This is a genomic window from Bacillus ndiopicus (genome assembly GCF_000612805.1).
Taxonomy (GTDB): domain Bacteria; phylum Bacillota; class Bacilli; order Bacillales_A; family Planococcaceae; genus Metasolibacillus; species Metasolibacillus ndiopicus.
The window spans coordinates 668,906-684,264 of sequence record NZ_HG964403.1 but is presented as its reverse complement, the minus strand read 5'-3'; the positions used below and the strand labels follow the sequence as shown (position 1 = coordinate 684,264).

15 protein-coding genes are annotated in these 15,359 nt (G+C 35.4%); 11 read left to right on the top strand and 4 right to left on the bottom strand.

Features of this window, described 5'->3' with window-relative positions; translation table 11 throughout:
* Window positions 1–51: 51 nt before the first annotated feature.
* Window positions 52–5,166, top strand: a complete 5,115-nt coding sequence (locus TY13_RS02990; protein ID WP_042471472.1) for an ATP-binding protein — start codon at window positions 52–54, stop codon at window positions 5,164–5,166.
* Between the two features lie 99 nt (window positions 5,167–5,265).
* Here TY13_RS02990 and TY13_RS02985 read toward each other — a convergent pair whose 3' ends face one another.
* Both TY13_RS02985 and TY13_RS02980 read right to left on the bottom strand, forming a co-directional pair.
* Window positions 5,266–5,952, bottom strand: coding sequence for a response regulator transcription factor (locus TY13_RS02985; protein ID WP_042471469.1), 687 nt, complete (start codon window positions 5,950–5,952; stop codon window positions 5,266–5,268).
* A gap of 60 nt (window positions 5,953–6,012) precedes the next feature.
* Window positions 6,013–6,783: a Cof-type HAD-IIB family hydrolase gene (locus TY13_RS02980; protein ID WP_042471467.1), complete on the bottom strand. Its 771-nt coding sequence runs from the start codon at window positions 6,781–6,783 to the stop codon at window positions 6,013–6,015.
* A 60-nt stretch (window positions 6,784–6,843) separates the two neighbouring features.
* Here TY13_RS02980 and TY13_RS02975 point away from each other — a divergent pair, with 60 nt between their 5' ends.
* From TY13_RS02975 to TY13_RS02950, 6 genes are all read left to right on the top strand, one after another.
* The gene (locus TY13_RS02975) at window positions 6,844–7,023 is read left to right on the top strand and encodes a hypothetical protein (protein ID WP_042471464.1); all 180 of its coding nucleotides are present in this window, start codon (window positions 6,844–6,846) and stop codon (window positions 7,021–7,023) included.
* A gap of 302 nt (window positions 7,024–7,325) precedes the next feature.
* Window positions 7,326–7,535 (top strand): DNA-dependent RNA polymerase subunit epsilon, encoded by a 210-nt coding sequence (locus TY13_RS02970; protein WP_042471462.1) that lies wholly within the window; start codon window positions 7,326–7,328, stop codon window positions 7,533–7,535.
* Window positions 7,536–7,540: 5 nt separating this feature from the next.
* Window positions 7,541–9,208, top strand: coding sequence for a ribonuclease J1 (gene rnjA / locus TY13_RS02965; RefSeq protein WP_042471460.1), 1,668 nt, complete (start codon window positions 7,541–7,543; stop codon window positions 9,206–9,208).
* 194 nt (window positions 9,209–9,402) lie between these two features.
* Entirely contained in the window at window positions 9,403–9,720 is a 318-nt protein-coding gene (locus tag TY13_RS02960) for a hypothetical protein (protein ID WP_042471455.1), read from the top strand.
* Between the two features lie 12 nt (window positions 9,721–9,732).
* Complete coding sequence (locus TY13_RS19655; RefSeq protein WP_052344208.1) at window positions 9,733–10,122, top strand: MerR family transcriptional regulator; 390 nt, start codon at window positions 9,733–9,735, stop codon at window positions 10,120–10,122.
* Window positions 10,123–10,215: 93 nt separating this feature from the next.
* Window positions 10,216–10,419, top strand: a complete 204-nt coding sequence (locus TY13_RS02950; protein WP_042471452.1) for a hypothetical protein — start codon at window positions 10,216–10,218, stop codon at window positions 10,417–10,419.
* A gap of 332 nt (window positions 10,420–10,751) precedes the next feature.
* Here the strand turns inward: TY13_RS02950 and TY13_RS02945 are convergent, their stop codons facing one another.
* Together TY13_RS02945 and TY13_RS02940 are read right to left on the bottom strand one after the other, a co-directional pair.
* On the bottom strand, window positions 10,752–11,408 hold the full coding sequence (locus TY13_RS02945; RefSeq protein WP_042471449.1) for a potassium channel family protein: 657 nt from the start codon (window positions 11,406–11,408) through the stop codon (window positions 10,752–10,754).
* A gap of 61 nt (window positions 11,409–11,469) precedes the next feature.
* Complete coding sequence (locus TY13_RS02940) at window positions 11,470–11,904, bottom strand: redoxin domain-containing protein (protein WP_042471446.1); 435 nt, start codon at window positions 11,902–11,904, stop codon at window positions 11,470–11,472.
* 197 nt (window positions 11,905–12,101) lie between these two features.
* Between TY13_RS02940 and TY13_RS02935 the strand changes: the two genes are divergently transcribed.
* The 4 genes from TY13_RS02935 to TY13_RS02920 are packed head-to-tail and all read left to right on the top strand — an operon-like array spanning window position 12,102 to window position 15,359.
* Window positions 12,102–12,647 (top strand): helix-turn-helix domain-containing protein, encoded by a 546-nt coding sequence (locus tag TY13_RS02935; protein WP_042471443.1) that lies wholly within the window; start codon window positions 12,102–12,104, stop codon window positions 12,645–12,647.
* 15 nt (window positions 12,648–12,662) lie between these two features.
* Entirely contained in the window at window positions 12,663–13,769 is a 1,107-nt protein-coding gene (locus TY13_RS02930) for an ABC transporter ATP-binding protein (protein ID WP_042471440.1), read from the top strand.
* A complete protein-coding gene (locus tag TY13_RS02925; RefSeq protein WP_042471436.1) occupies window positions 13,759–14,565 on the top strand; it encodes an ABC transporter permease in 807 nt (268 codons plus the stop codon). Before TY13_RS02930 ends, TY13_RS02925 begins: the two co-directional genes overlap by 11 nt.
* Window positions 14,565–15,359 (top strand): ABC transporter permease, encoded by a 795-nt coding sequence (locus tag TY13_RS02920; protein ID WP_042471433.1) that lies wholly within the window; start codon window positions 14,565–14,567, stop codon window positions 15,357–15,359. The genes TY13_RS02925 and TY13_RS02920 overlap by 1 nt, the downstream gene beginning before the upstream one ends.

Here is a 15,359-nt window from a genome sequence, read left to right as displayed (position 1 = left end):
CCTCCATCTTTTATAATGAATGAAAAACAAAGTGAATCGAGGTGTTGAACATTGAAAAGTCATATTATTTTGCAAACAAATCAAGGTTGGCACTTACAACGAATCTATATCGATAAATTTCATAATAGGATGCTTGTTAAAAGTATTCATCAAAATTCTGCTGAATATCGCGCTCGGCTAAATTATGAGTTTTCGTTATTTTCTAAGGATAGCAATCCATGGTTGTTAAAGCCGATTGCAGTTGACTATATGGAGCAGCACTACGGGCTTATTTATGAAAATTTCGATGGTATTCCTTTAATTAATTTTAAAAGCATGACGATGTTACAATTTTTACAAATAGCAATCGAGCTTAGCAATATTTGCATTAGTTTGCATCAAAATCAAATACTATTTTTAGCATTAAATCCGTACCATATTTTAATCCAGCCTGACTCATTGAAGCTAAAACTTCTAAGCAGTGATACAAGTACAAAATATAATATTGGTGCCACAATTGTAATGGACAATACCCAACAACATTTGCAGCAGCTCCCTTATTATGCACCTGAGCAAACCGGAAGATTAAATATTGCTATTGATTATCGAGCTGACTTATATGCACTAGGTGCAATTTTTTATCAATTATTAAGCGGCACTCCACCGTTTATGGGTCAAAATAATCTCGATATCATCTATAATATTTTAACGAAAAAACCAGCACCATTATTAGCTACACAGCATAAAAGCCCTTTTGCTCTTTGGCGTATTATCGAAAAGTTACTTGAAAAAAACCCTAGCGCTCGTTACCAAAGTGCAGTTGGCTTAAGGGCAGATTTGCTAACCATTCAAAAAGCACTTCTTGCAGATGAAGCGATTGAGGATTTCGTTTTAGGCATTGAAGATATAGCCCTGTCACCGACTTTAACTAACAAGCTTTATGGTCGTGAACAACATGCTACATCTCTTAATCATCTATTTCGGCAAGTTATAAACGGCGACAAAAAGTTTGCCCTTATATCTGGAGAAGCAGGTGTCGGAAAGTCACAGCTTGTTTATGGATTAAAAGGGGAGGTAGCCGCAGCGAAAGGCTATTTTATTGAAACAAAATATAGCCAATTACAATTGGAAAATGATTTTACTTCCGTCATTCAACCATTGCGAAATTTATTAAAGCAAATCTATATGGAGGGCAAAGTATCCGTTAAAAATTGGCGGAATTATTTTGAAGAAACGCAATTACATGTTACAGCGGATTTAGCAGTTCTGTTGCCAGAGTTACGTTGGTTTTATGATAAAGACAGCATTCAAGATGAATTTTATGAGGATAGCAAGCAATTACAAGCTCATTTATTTAATAGTATAAAAAAAATATTACAATGCTTTGCACTACAAAAAAAACCAATTGTTTTATTGATTGATGATTTACATTGGGCCGATAAAAACACATTAAAAGCATTGATTGATATTTATGAGCAACATCGCGAAGGGTTTTTAATGGTCATCACAACACTTCGTATTCATGAAAAAAGTGAAGCTGAAGAAAAACAGTTAAAAGCTATGCTTCCCTTTTATAAGCATATTGAGCTAAAAGAACTTAAAAAGGAGGATTTGACACTTTGGCTTAAAGAATCACTGCACATGCAAGAGTCAACGACAGAAGAAATTGTCAAACATTTGAATAATTTAACAAATGGCAATCCTTTATTTATTAAAGAGGCCTTTCGTTCCTTACAACAGGACAATACAATTTATTTGGATTTTGAATCAAAACATTGGAAATTCGATATACAAAAGTTTAATCAAGCTGCCCTTAACTCGGAGCTGTTGCTCTTCCTAGAAAATAAACTCACCAATTTGCAATTAGACACATTACACGTTTTGCAAATTGCCTCCTGCCTAGGATCAAAATTTGAATTTCATATATTGCAGCAACTAGTTAATTTTACAGACCAAGAGCTTCTCAAGCACCTTGATTTACTAATAACAAATGGCTTTATCATTCCTTTAAATACTGATTTTAAATGGGCTAGTCAGCTTGTATTAGAAGAAGTGCTTCTAACGCACATTTTAACTTTCCAATTTGTTCATAATCGCTTTCAACAAGCAGCCTATAAAAGACTTTCTGAGGAACAGAAACTGCAGCTACATTATCAAATCGGACAACTTTTTACAACACTGCTTGGCAATTCACAAGATAGCTATGAGCTACATGAAGTAGTGAAGCACTTTAATTATTGTCAATCATTATTAAGCGATCAAGAAAAATATCAGCTAGCCATTTGGAACTATCAACTTGGTGTTAGTACTAAAAAGGTTGGTCTCTTGGAAAATGCTCTATACTTTTTAACAATTAGTCGTCGTTTACTCCCTTCAAATTGCTGGCAAGTAATGCGTAAAGAAGCAATGGATATATACATTAATTTAGGAGAATGTGAATGCTTAATAGGGGATTTTGAATCCTCTGATAAACATTTATCAGAGGCACTTCTTTATTCTGAAACATTGCTTGAGAGACTAACCATTTACAACTTAAAAACTTGGCTATATATAGAATCTGATGACCCTCATACAAGTATAGAAGCTGCTTTAACAGGCTTATCTGAAGCGAAAATGCCCATTGTGGAGCGTCCTAGTAAGCTACAAGTATTGAATGAATTGATTAAGCTACACTTCACTTTACGCACCAAATCAAATCAAGACTTGCTAATAGCTTCAAATTTTGAAAATAAAGAAATAGATATTATTATTCAATTATTGATTAATATGGCTGCAAGCACAGTAAGAGTTGATTCTAACTTAACAGGTATTGCACTGATACGTGCTTTTCGCTTGCAGTTAAAGTATGGACTTGGTACAAAGGGTGGCATCATCCTTATTAATTATGCTATGCTGTTGAACTCCGGATTTGGCAATATCAAGGAATCTATTCGTTTTGGCCAACTCGCAATTGAAGTAGCTGACAATCAAGACAGTATTTATATAAAAGGGCATGTCTATTATGTATATGGCTTATTTATTAGCCATTGGACAAATTCATATGAAACAAGCATCCACTATATGAGTAAAGCACAGCAGTATTGTCGTGAAATCGGGCTACATGTTATTGTCACAACCGCTTCCTGCTTTATCGTTGTAGCGCAGTTCATTCGCGGTACAACAATTTCTGAGCTACAGCAAGAAATCAGACAACAGCAAGATGAATTTTCATTAAATGCAACCTCTTTAACGATTGATTTTTTAGCGGAAATGGCTTTATGGATGGATGTACTTCGCGACCCACATCATCCAGTCGAATGGTCTTATCCATTTAAAATACAGGATCAACCGATTATTAAGACGATGCATTACTCAGTTCGGCTACAAATGTCATTTTTATTAAATAATGAGCAGCAAGGTTTAGCTGTGCTATCACTGCTAAACCCTATTCATAAGGAAGTTTTCGATCTACCAATTACAACACTTTATTATTTTTATCGAGCATTATGGCAATTCGACTGGCTTTACCAGCAAAAAGGAAGTAAGCGAGAACAAAAAGTATTTCGTACAGAAATTAAAGAAAGCATTCAAAAATTCAAAAAATGGATGCAATTCTCGCCTCAACATTACGAACACTTATATTTATTGCTGCTAGCAGAAAATTGCCGTTTAAATAATGAAGATGAAAACGCAAAGCTCTATTATGATCGTGCAATTCAGCTGGCAAAAATGCATTTATTTATACAGGATAGAGCCATTGCTTGTGAACGTGCCGCAAACTATTACAAAACGAAGGAAGATTATGTTACTGCAAGGTATTATAGTGTGCAGGCAATTAATGCAGCTCGTCAATGGGGGGCTGAAACTGTCGCAGAGCATTGGGAAACACTATACGATGTTCTTACGCTCCCCCCCACAACACAGCTAAGCAACAACAGTAGCTTTGAAATGATGACAGTGTTAGAAACAACACAATCATTTGCAAAGGATATTCAAATGGAGGGTTTACTGCAAAATATTCTATTTTCATTGCTTAAACATGCAAGCGCAACGGTAGGCTATTTTATTCATAGACGCGCTGATGAGCTAATCGTATTAGCAAAGGCCGAGGCTGATAATACACTGTTTGCCACATATGAACAGCAGCATATTGAGCAATTCCATGAAAATATGCAGTCAATTGTGCGTTATGTTATTCAAAGTGAAGAGCCTTATATTATTCCAAATACAAAAGTATCAAATGCGCTATTGCGTTCATTTTCAGTAGCCAAATCCATTTTATGCTTACCAATTCACCATAAAAGTGAAATCATCGCTATTTTATATTTGGAAAATACTTTAACAGCAAATGCTTTTAATGCATCACATATCGATTTGCTTAAAATGCTTTCAACACAAATTGCTATTTCAATTGAAAATGCCCAAATTTATGAGGAGCTTGAGCATCGGGTGCAGGCAAGAACAAAGCAAGTGGATGAAACCAATCAGCATTTGAAAAAAGTAAACGAGCAGCTTGCAAAAAACGAGCTTGAACGCAAAAAGTTATTGCATAGCATTTCCCATGAATTACGCTCACCTATCACCTCTTCTTTAGGCTATATTGAACTAATTTTAGATGGTGTCATTACAGATGAAGAGGAGAAAATAAAGTATTTAACACGCGGGAAGGATAGATTGCTTTCTTTAAATACTTTGATTCAGGATTTATTTGATTTAGCGAATTTAGAATCTGGCAGAGCAGAATATCAATTTACAAAAATAAGTGCCAAGGAGCTATTCCAACAATTTGAGTTGTGCTATGAGTACGAAATTGAACAGCTGGATTTACATTACAGCGCACATTTTTATGGTTCTCAGCATGCCCAGCTTCTTATCGATCCTGCACGTATACAGCAAGTATTTGAAAATATTATGTTGAATGCAATGAAATATACGACAAAAGGGAGTATTGAGTTAACAATTTATACAAATGATGAACAGCTTGTGTGCTCTATTAAAGATAGCGGTATTGGTATACCCGCGAGCGATATACCGTTTGTATTTGATAGCTACTACAGGGCTTCAAATTCAAATGTTAAAAATTCCCATGGAATTGGTCTTGCGATTTGTAAACAAATCATTTCACAGCATCATGGAGAAATTGGGGTAACAAGCTCTGAACAGAGCGGCTCAACATTCACCTTCACATTGCCTTTATTAAAGGATTAATTACTACAACCAAAACAAATGGGGTTATTCAGAAAAAGATTTCTTTCTGAATAGCCCCATTTTTTATCTTTCATATTTGTTGGAAACTTGATTTCTCTACTAATCTCTCTTGCTAAAAACATAGCCAAAGCCCCGTACTGTTTGAATATACTTTGGCTGTGAGGGGTTTTCTTCAATTTTCCGACGTAGTGTACTCATATGAACAGATAAAGTTTTCCCATCTGCTGTACCATCAAATCCCCAAGCATGATTAATTAATTGCTCAACACTAAGCACCTTATTCAAATTTTCAATTAAATAAAATAGCAGCTGCCTTTCTTTCGTAAATAAATTTACTAACTGCCCATCTTTATAAACCATTTTATCGTCTATATGAATTTCCAATTGATCAAACTTCAAGATTTGCTGACTAGCTGTTGCACCCCTTCTTTTCAAATGCGCTTGTACACGCGCTACAAGTTCTTTTGGAATAAAAGGCTTCGTTACATAATCATCCGCCCCAACTTCAAATCCTTGCAATTTTTCATCAATTAAATGATTTACAGTCACAAAAATTATAATAGCATCTGATATTTCCCTAATTTTCTCTGCTAATTGAAAGCCATTACCATCGGGGAGATTTACATCTAGTAAAATTAAATCTGGCAAATACTGCGATACAGCGTTCCAGCCTTCTCGGAAGGTCATTGCTTGCCACACCTTATAATTGGCACTTTTCATCGATAAAGCTAATACTTCTATAATATCTTCGTCATCTTCAATTATTAATATTTTCTCACCCGCCATCTAGGCCCCTCCTTTCATTTATAGTAAGATTTTTAGCGCTCTAATAACCAAAAGCTACAACTAAATAAGTTCTAATTCTTTCATCACTTTGTATATGCCATCATCATCCACATGCGGTGCCTGCACATCCGCTACTTTTTTAGCATCGATGTGGCCATTCCCCATCACAACACCGATACCAGCTTGCTGTAGCATTTCAATATCATTTGTGCCATCACCAAAAGCGATTACACTTTCCATTGTATAGCCTGTTTTTTCAAGAAGCTTTTGAATCCCTCGTGCTTTCGAGCCACCCTTAGGCAATACATCACATACTTCCTTATGCCAACGCACAAATTGTATATCTGGAAATGCTTCAATATATTGCGTCTCTTCATGCTCTCTCATGAAAAGCAATGTTTGATAAACCGGATTATTTTTATAATAGTCTGGTACGACTTGAGGGTAAGGACAATGTAATGTCGCCAAGCTTCCTCGAATGCCTTCGTGTTCTGGCATGGAGGCTATCATATGCTTTTCATCGATAAAAACAACTGGATGCCCTTGTGTCGCACTAACTTTCACAAGTTCATCTAGAATCTCATCGTTAATCTTATCTGTAAAAATGACTTCTCCTTTATAAACAACATATTGACCATTTAATGTGACATATGTATCGATTCCCAGTTCTTCTCTTAGCTCTTCAATCATATAAGGTGCACGACCTGTCGCAATTGCTAGCTCATAACCATTCGCACGTGCCTGTAATAAAGCCTCCTTTGCAGAACTTGGAAGTTTTTTATCACTATTATAAAGCGTTCCATCTACATCAAAAAATAAAATTTTCTTCATAAATTTAATCGTTCTCCTTTACATTTTTCGAAAAATTCAGTATAATGCTCACAAGGAGTGATGCGCCATGCTAAAACGGCTCAAAAAGAAGTTGTTGAAACGATTGAATGGCATCCTCGGAAAAAAATCAATTGCTTAGGCCCTTCTTTTGAAGGGCTTTTCTTTATTTTAAAGGAAACGCATGATAATATAAAGGAAATGCATTTATCTTTATTCGGCAATGTTGTATGCGACGAGTAACCGCAGGAGTTAAATATGTTTTTTTATCGAATGCAAAGTGACTGCAGTAGCACATCCTTCTCTCTATGACAGGATGTATGCTGAATTAAGATAAAGCCTCTGGCTGAAATCACAAATTTTGAAGAGAAAATGCTAGCGCAAACTCAAAAAAATTTGTACTTGAGTTAGCGGAGGCGTGATTGATTTCACATTCATTTATTTCTTACTGTGCAAAACCTTCAGACATGCAACAATGCACATTACGAATAGACTATGAATATAAAAATGCAATAATAATGTACGTAATTAAAAGGAGAGTCAATATGATTTACAAAGTTTATTATCAAGAAAACAAGCACGAAACTCCAGTTCGCGAAAACACTAAAACACTTTATGTAGAAGCTTCTTCAGAGCGTGAAGTACGTCTCTACTTAAAAGAACGAAACTACAATATCGAACTTGTTCAGCTTTTAGAAGGCAACTACTTAGAGTATGAACAAGCAAGTCCGAACTTCCGTCTGGAGAACGCATAAACTCTATGAAATTTGTTAAAAATGATCAAGCAGCTGTTTTCGCACTTGGCGGACTGGGTGAAATCGGCAAGAACACATATGGCGTTCAATTTCAAGACGAAATTATTTTAATTGATGCAGGTATTAAATTCCCTGAAGATGATTTACTAGGAATTGACTATGTTATTCCAGACTACACTTATTTAGTACGTAATGTGGATAAAATTAAAGGTTTATTTATTACGCATGGACATGAGGACCATATTGGTGGTATTCCTTACTTACTACGCCAATTAAATATCCCTGTTTATGGAGGTAAACTGGCACTAGGTCTATTGCGTAATAAACTAGAAGAGCATGGCTTATTACGCACAACAAAGATGATCGAAATTAAGGAAGAAGATGTTATCAAATTCCGCAAAACATCGGTTAGCTTTTTCCGTACTACACATAGTATTCCAGATGCCTATGGTATCGTTGTAAAAACACCACCTGGCAATATCGTACATACAGGAGATTTCAAATTCGATTTTACTCCTGTTGGTGAGCCAGCAAACTTAACAAAAATGGCCGAGATTGGGCGTGATGGCGTACTATGCTTATTATCAGATAGTACAAATGCTGAGGTGCCAAACTTTACGATGTCTGAACGTAAAGTCGGTGAGAGCATTGATGATGTATTCCGTAAAGTTGAAGGTCGTGTTATTTTTGCGACATTCGCATCAAATATCCATCGCCTACAACAAGTTACAGATGCAGCAATAGCACATGGACGCAAAATCGCTGTATTTGGTCGCTCTATGGATAATGCAATTACAATTGGTCGAGAGCTAGGTTATATCTCAGCTCCTAAAGAAACTTTCGTAGATGCTGGGAGCATCAATCGCCTACCAGCCAATGAAGTGCTGATTTTATGTACTGGCTCACAAGGTGAACCAATGGCTGCACTATCCCGTATCGCTAATGGTACGCACCGTCAAATTCAAATCCAGCCTGGTGATACAGTAGTTTTCTCATCATCACCAATCCCTGGAAACCAAATTAGTGTCAATAAAATTATTAACTTGCTATATCGCGCAGGAGCTGAAGTTATTCATGGCTCACTTAATAATATTCACACTTCTGGACATGGCTCACAGGAAGAGCAGAAATTAATGCTGCGCCTAATTAAGCCAAAATTCTTTATGCCAATCCACGGTGAGTATCGTATGTTAAAAATGCATACACAACTTGCTGCAGATTGTGATGTTCCAATCGAAAACTCTTTTGTTATGGAAAACGGTGATGTTTTAGCATTAAGTGCAAATGAAGCTCATGTCGCTGGTCGCATTCCATCTGGTGATGTTTATATTGATGGTAATGGTATTGGCGATATTGGCAATATTGTATTACGTGATCGCCGCATTTTATCTGAGGAAGGTCTTGTAATCGTTGTTGTAAGTGTCGATATGGAAAAGCATAAAATGGTATCAGGCCCAGATATTATTTCGCGTGGCTTTGTCTATATGCGTGAATCGGGCTTAATGATTAATGAAGCACAAAAAATGCTAAATCAACATTTAACAAGAGTGATTCAAGATAAATCAATTCAATGGGCAGAATTAAAAAATGAAATAACAGATGTTTTAGGACCATATTTATATGAAAAAACAAAACGTCGCCCAATGATTTTACCAATTATTATGGAAGTATAATAAAAAGAGATATAAAATTTTTATATGCCCTCAATTAGGTGGATAGATGTCTCCCCTAATTGAGGGCTTTTTCATGGGCTTTTATCTCACCATAGAGAATTTATAAACCTTTGAAAGCCACAAATTTTTATTTATTGACATGGAGTTAACTCCATATTTTAAAGTGAATGTAATAAAAGAATGGAGTGATATACATGAATATTATTATCTATGCATTAATTGCATTATATGCATTGTTGACAGGAATTGCAGGTATGGCTAAATTGAAGGAAACGGGATTTCAAATACGATTATGTCTATTTATTATTGTATCAATAAGCACTTTGTTAATATTATTTATATCAAATAAAGCATGGATGTTGATATTACTAATACTTGCATTTTTCTTATTTCATGTATTAACAGTGGCTGAAGGAATAATAGCAAATGGTAAGCTTAATTATAGACATCATATTATTCGTTTTATGTTTCATTTTATAGTTGTTCTAATGGTTTATAAATATATAAAATAACAGGTGATAATAATGAAAATAAGTGAGTTTGCCCTACGTACGGGTCTTAGTAAAGACACTATTCGTTATTACGAAAAAATGGATTTATTGCATCCAGAAATCAAAAATAAGCACCGTGATTATAGTAACAAGGATATCGATATAATAAATATTATTCTAAAGTTAAAGCAAACAGGATTTTCACTTCAAGAAATCAAAATGCTTTTTGAATGGTCACAAAACGCTGATCAAAATAAAAAACTAACAAAAGAAGAGATACAAAATCTTCTCCAAATAAAAATAACATTCCAAAAAAAGTATGAGGAAATGCTCCAAAAAGAAGAACAAATTCAACAAATAAAACAAGTATTACTACAAGCTGATAATAAAATAGAGCAGCTTTTAGAAAAAAATAAAAGCTAAAATTCCATCTACTAAAAAGCAAAACTCATTTCACCTTTTATTTATGTTTAATATTTCGATTTCTGTGAAAAATAGTAGTGAGGTGATGGAATTATGAAAAATAATAACCGATTTAAAACAAGACATTTACACAATCCAGATGTATTAGATACAGATAAAGAAAGCATTTTTGATATGCACGAAGATATGAAGACGGTGGATGCAATACCTGTCGAAGACCTAAACGAGCAAGTAAAGGATGAAAGGGATAAAAATAATACGAAGCATACTTCATCCAGTGAGAAACGCTATGAATGAATGAATAAATAAAAGAGGTTATCTAAAAAATTCAGCTTTGCTTAGATTTCCTCTAGAAAGCCGAGAACTCAATTGATTTCCGTTACGATTGGCTCGCTTTCCATGAGACATAGCATGTGCTGAAAACCTATATATTTCGGTAATGGCCGAGATAAATTAGTTGAAGCCATACCTGCGGAAAGCGTCCCTCCCCAACAGAATTCAACTAGTTTCTCCTTTTAAATAAATGGTGAAACATCATACTACGTGTTTTAAAAATTTGTGAGCATTTCAAGCAAAAAGTTGTCCGAATAGCGGCTTGTTAGCCTGCTTTTCGAACAACTTCTTATTATTTATAAAGCTTTTTTAACAAAGCGATTAATATCCACATCCGCGCCAATTATTAATAAAATATCTCCTAATAAAATTGGGTCTTGTGGTGCTGGCGAGACGATAATTGTTTCATCCCTTTTAATACCTACGATGTTAATGCCATATTGTGCACGGATATCTAAATCAATTAAGCTGTAACCGGCAATTTTATCGCTCGCTTTAATTTCCATTATAGAATATTCATCTGAAAGCTCTAAATAATCAAGCACACTTGTCGACATCATATTGTTGGCAATACGGATTCCCATATCTCGCTCTGGATGTACGACAAAATCTGCACCAATTTTTCTTAATACTTTTTCGTGATAATCATTTTGTGCCTTTACTGTAATTTGTGGAACACCATGCTCCTTTAAAATTAATGTCGTTAAAATACTTGCTTGAATATCCTCACCAATCGCCACAATAACATGTTCGAAATTCCATAGACCTAGCGATTTAATAACGGATTCATCTGTTGTATTTGCAACAACAGCCTGTGTGGCAATTTGAGCATATTCATCTACACGCTCACTCGTTAAATCAATTGCCATAACGTTTGCACCAAGTGATACTAATTCCCTTACTATACTTCCTCCAAAACGCCCTAATCCAATTACTACGAATTCTTTTTTCATCTGTGTCTCCTCCACTCTGCTGTCATCAGTGTAACGTAAATTGCTTTATTCTTTCAATTAATTACTGAATGTTATTGCGGGATAAATATTGTATTTTATTTTCAATTAATCGCATGCTCCCTGCAATTTGAATATGGCGTAACTGCTGCTCCTGATCAAATACATAATAAGTTGGCACAAAACGAGGATTATAAATATTTGTTAGATTTTTCTTGTGGTCTAAAAAAACTGCTTCCTTCATTCCGTATTGCTGCACAGCATCCTTTACTGTTGCAAGTACTTCATCCTCTGGCTGCCTTGGCATATGAACTGCGATTAAATCAACTTCATAATTTTTTGAAATTGCATAAAGCTTTGGCAATAGCTCTTTACATAAAGAGCAGCTAACTGACCAAAAATGAACAATCGTAATATTTTTCAAATCACTTTTTCTTATTTTACGATTTAACCAGCCTGTTGCCCCATGAAATTCCGGCATCGTATCTTTCAATTTCATTATTATCTCCTCCTTCTTTACAATATGTAAGCACCATAAAAATTTGCCCTAAATTCTTTGTAAAAACTTTTGAAAGCACTTGTATTTTAGGTAGAAAGCTGTATAATTATCTATGTTTTTGTAAACTTAAAGTTTTGTAAAAGTAAACTTTCATAACTAACAGTTTAAAATTACTAAACTTATAAGGAGGCAAAGAAATGCAAATTGGCATGAAAATAAAAGAGCTTCGCCTTAAAAAAGGGCTTACCCAAGAAGAGCTTGGCGAACGAACAGACTTAACTAAAGGCTATATTTCGCAGCTTGAGCGCGATTTAAACTCCCCTTCCATCGAAACATTATTTTCAATTTTAGAGGTGCTCGGTACAACACCGAAGCAATTTTTTGATGATGAAAAATGGCAAAATAAGCACGTTGTATTTACGAAGGAAGACCGCACTAGCTTTACAGATAGCGAAAAACAATTTGAAATTGAATGGCTGATACCAACATCAAACGATAAAGAGATGGAGCCTGTCTTTTTAAAAATCCAAAAAGGTGGAGCTTTTAAAGCATTTGAACCTTCTCTTGCGGAAACTTTTATTTACGTATTAAAAGGGCGCATTCGTGTTGTGATTGGCGACGAGGCTTATATTGCAACAGAGGGACATTCTGTTTACTATGATGCTGTGTCCAATCATCAAATTTTTAATGCTCATGACGGGACAACAGAATTGTTGCTCGTTGCAACTGAATCTTATTTATAGTTTAGGAGGCTTGTTATGGACAACAATACAATTATTCGTTTTGAAAATGTGACGAAATCTTATGACGACGGGACAGTCGTTCTGAAAAACATTAACTTTGAGCTAGAGAAAGGTAAGTTTTATACGTTACTTGGTCCATCTGGCTGTGGTAAAACAACGATTTTACGAATTATTGCAGGCTTTACTGAGCCAACTGGCGGCTCTGTTTTCTTCCATGATAAAAAAATCAATAATGTACCTGCTAATGAGCGTCAAGTAAATACAGTGTTCCAAGATTATGCGCTGTTCCCTCATTTAAATGTTTTTGAAAATGTGGCATTTGGTCTACGTATTAAAAAAGTAAAAGAGGCAGAAATTGAGGAACGTGTACAAGAGGCATTGAAATTCGTTAACTTAGCAGGCTATGGCAACCGTGAAATTTCTGAAATGTCAGGTGGACAACGCCAGCGTGTAGCAATCGCACGTGCCATCGTTAATGATCCAGAAATTATTTTATTAGATGAACCATTATCAGCACTTGATTTAAAGCTGCGTACAGAAATGCAGTATGAGCTACGTGAATTACAGCAACGTCTTGGGAAAACATTTGTCTTCGTTACACATGACCAAGAGGAAGCGTTAGCAATGAGCGATGAAATTTTCGTTTTATCAAACGGTGAAATTCAGCAATCAGGTACTCCTGTAGATATTTACGACGAGCCAATTAACCGCTTCGTAGCTGATTTTATTGGCGAATCCAATATTGTTGATGGCATTATGCTTGATGATTTCCGTGTTAGCTTTGCGGGAAAAGAGTTTGAATGTGTTGACCAAGGGATGCAAAAAAATGAAAAAATCGATATCGTTATTCGACCCGAGGATTTAGAAATTACAGCTGTTGACAAAGGTAAACTTGTTGTAACAGTAGATACACAATTATTCCGTGGTGTTCATTATGAAATTTCAACATACGACCAAGATGGTAATGAATGGCTTGTCCACTCATTGAAAAAAGCGGAAGTAGGGCAAAAAATCGGCTTAGATTTTGATCCAGAAGCTATTCATGTTATGCGCCTAAACGAAACGGAAGAAGATTTCGACAAGCGACTTGAATCATATGGAGATGATGATGATGCAAACTAAAAATTCAAAAAGTGCATTATTTCCTTATGCCATTTGGATTGCACTATTTGTTATCGCACCAATTGCTTTAATTATTTATTATTCTTTGCAGGACTTAGAAGGAAATTTTACATTAGCTAACTATGCTGCATTTTTCTCAACTGTTTATTTGAAAATGACGCTATCTAGCTTTTGGTACGCCTTTTTAATTACATTTTTCACATTGCTTGTATCGTATCCAGTAGCTTATTTATTAACGAAAACGAAGCATAAACATTTATGGCTTATGCTCATCATTATTCCTTCTTGGATTAACTTGTTATTAAAAACATATGCATTTATCGGTATTTTCGGTTTATATGGACCTATCAATGCAATGATTGAAGTGTTTGGCTTTGACCCACAACAAATTTTATTTACTAATTTCAGCTTTGTATTCGTATCGGTTTATATTTTCATACCGTTTATGATTATTCCGATTTTCAATTCACTTGATAAGCTAAATCCGACGCTTGTCTATGCTGCACGTGACCTTGGTGCTTCAAGCTTCACAACGTTTCGTCGTGTGATTTTCCCATTAACGATTGATGGTGTAAAGTCGGGTATTCAAGTAACATTTATTCCTGCATTATCGCTCTTTATGATTACACGACTTATTGCAGGTAACCGAGTAATCACACTTGGGACAGCGATTGAGCAGCAATTCCTCGTATCACAAAACTGGGGAATGGGCTCTACAATTGCGGTATTTTTAATCTTTATTATGGTATTAATTATGCTATTTACAGGGAAAAACTCTAAGGGAGGCCGTGCATAATGGAAAGACTATCGCCCCTTGCTAAAACTTACTTGGTGCTTGTTTTCGCTATTTTATATGCACCCATCCTTTACCTTATTTTTTATTCGTTCAATAGCGCTGGCAATATGAACGATTTCGAATCATTTACGTGGGAGCATTATGCCGCAGTATTCGGCGATTCACGCTTAATTGTCATTTTAATTAATACTGTTTTAGTAGCACTGCTATCTGGTTTGCTTGCCACAATTATCGGTACATTCGGAGCAATTGGTATTGTTTCCGTAAAAAATGCAAAAATGCGTAGCGTATTGTTGTCATTAAATAACGTTTTAATCGTTAGCCCAGACGTTATTATTGGTGCTAGTTTCTTAATTTTATTTACTTTTATCGGTGTCAAGTTGGGCTTTGCATCTGTGCTTGTATCACATATCGCCTTCAGCGTACCGATTGTTGTACTGATGGTATTGCCAAAGCTGCTTGAAATGAATACATCTTTAATTGATGCTGCGCGTGACTTAGGTGCAACAAAACGCGATGTGTTAATGCGTGTTATTTTACCTTATATTGCACCAGGTATTTTCGCAGGATTTTTCATGGCCTTGACTTATTCATTAGATGATTTCGCTGTTACATTTTTCGTAACGGGAAACGGCTTTAGCACATTGTCTGTAGAAATTTACTCTATGGCTCGTACTGGTATTACATTAACAATTAACGCAATTTCCGGTTTAATCTTCGTTATTACAGTACTTGTAGTCGTTGGCTACTATTTTGTTAATAGTCGCTCAAAACAAGCAAAGGTGGGACGCTAA

Coding starts and splice junctions, on each gene's coding strand:
- TY13_RS02970 (WP_042471462.1), top strand. CDS start 7,326: ATGATTTACAAAGTTTATTATCAAGAAAACAAGCACGAAACTCCAGTT.
- TY13_RS02945 (WP_042471449.1), bottom strand. CDS start 11,408: ATGAAAAAAGAATTCGTAGTAATTGGATTAGGGCGTTTTGGAGGAAGT.
- TY13_RS02980 (WP_042471467.1), bottom strand. CDS start 6,783: ATGAAGAAAATTTTATTTTTTGATGTAGATGGAACGCTTTATAATAGT.
- TY13_RS02960 (WP_042471455.1), top strand. CDS start 9,403: ATGAATATTATTATCTATGCATTAATTGCATTATATGCATTGTTGACA.
- TY13_RS02950 (WP_042471452.1), top strand. CDS start 10,216: ATGAAAAATAATAACCGATTTAAAACAAGACATTTACACAATCCAGAT.
- TY13_RS02925 (WP_042471436.1), top strand. CDS start 13,759: ATGCAAACTAAAAATTCAAAAAGTGCATTATTTCCTTATGCCATTTGG.
- TY13_RS02940 (WP_042471446.1), bottom strand. CDS start 11,904: ATGAAATTGAAAGATACGATGCCGGAATTTCATGGGGCAACAGGCTGG.
- TY13_RS02975 (WP_042471464.1), top strand. CDS start 6,844: ATGCGCCATGCTAAAACGGCTCAAAAAGAAGTTGTTGAAACGATTGAA.
- TY13_RS02935 (WP_042471443.1), top strand. CDS start 12,102: ATGCAAATTGGCATGAAAATAAAAGAGCTTCGCCTTAAAAAAGGGCTT.
- TY13_RS02930 (WP_042471440.1), top strand. CDS start 12,663: ATGGACAACAATACAATTATTCGTTTTGAAAATGTGACGAAATCTTAT.
- TY13_RS02920 (WP_042471433.1), top strand. CDS start 14,565: ATGGAAAGACTATCGCCCCTTGCTAAAACTTACTTGGTGCTTGTTTTC.
- rnjA (WP_042471460.1), top strand. CDS start 7,541: ATGAAATTTGTTAAAAATGATCAAGCAGCTGTTTTCGCACTTGGCGGA.
- TY13_RS19655 (WP_052344208.1), top strand. CDS start 9,733: ATGAAAATAAGTGAGTTTGCCCTACGTACGGGTCTTAGTAAAGACACT.
- TY13_RS02985 (WP_042471469.1), bottom strand. CDS start 5,952: ATGGCGGGTGAGAAAATATTAATAATTGAAGATGACGAAGATATTATA.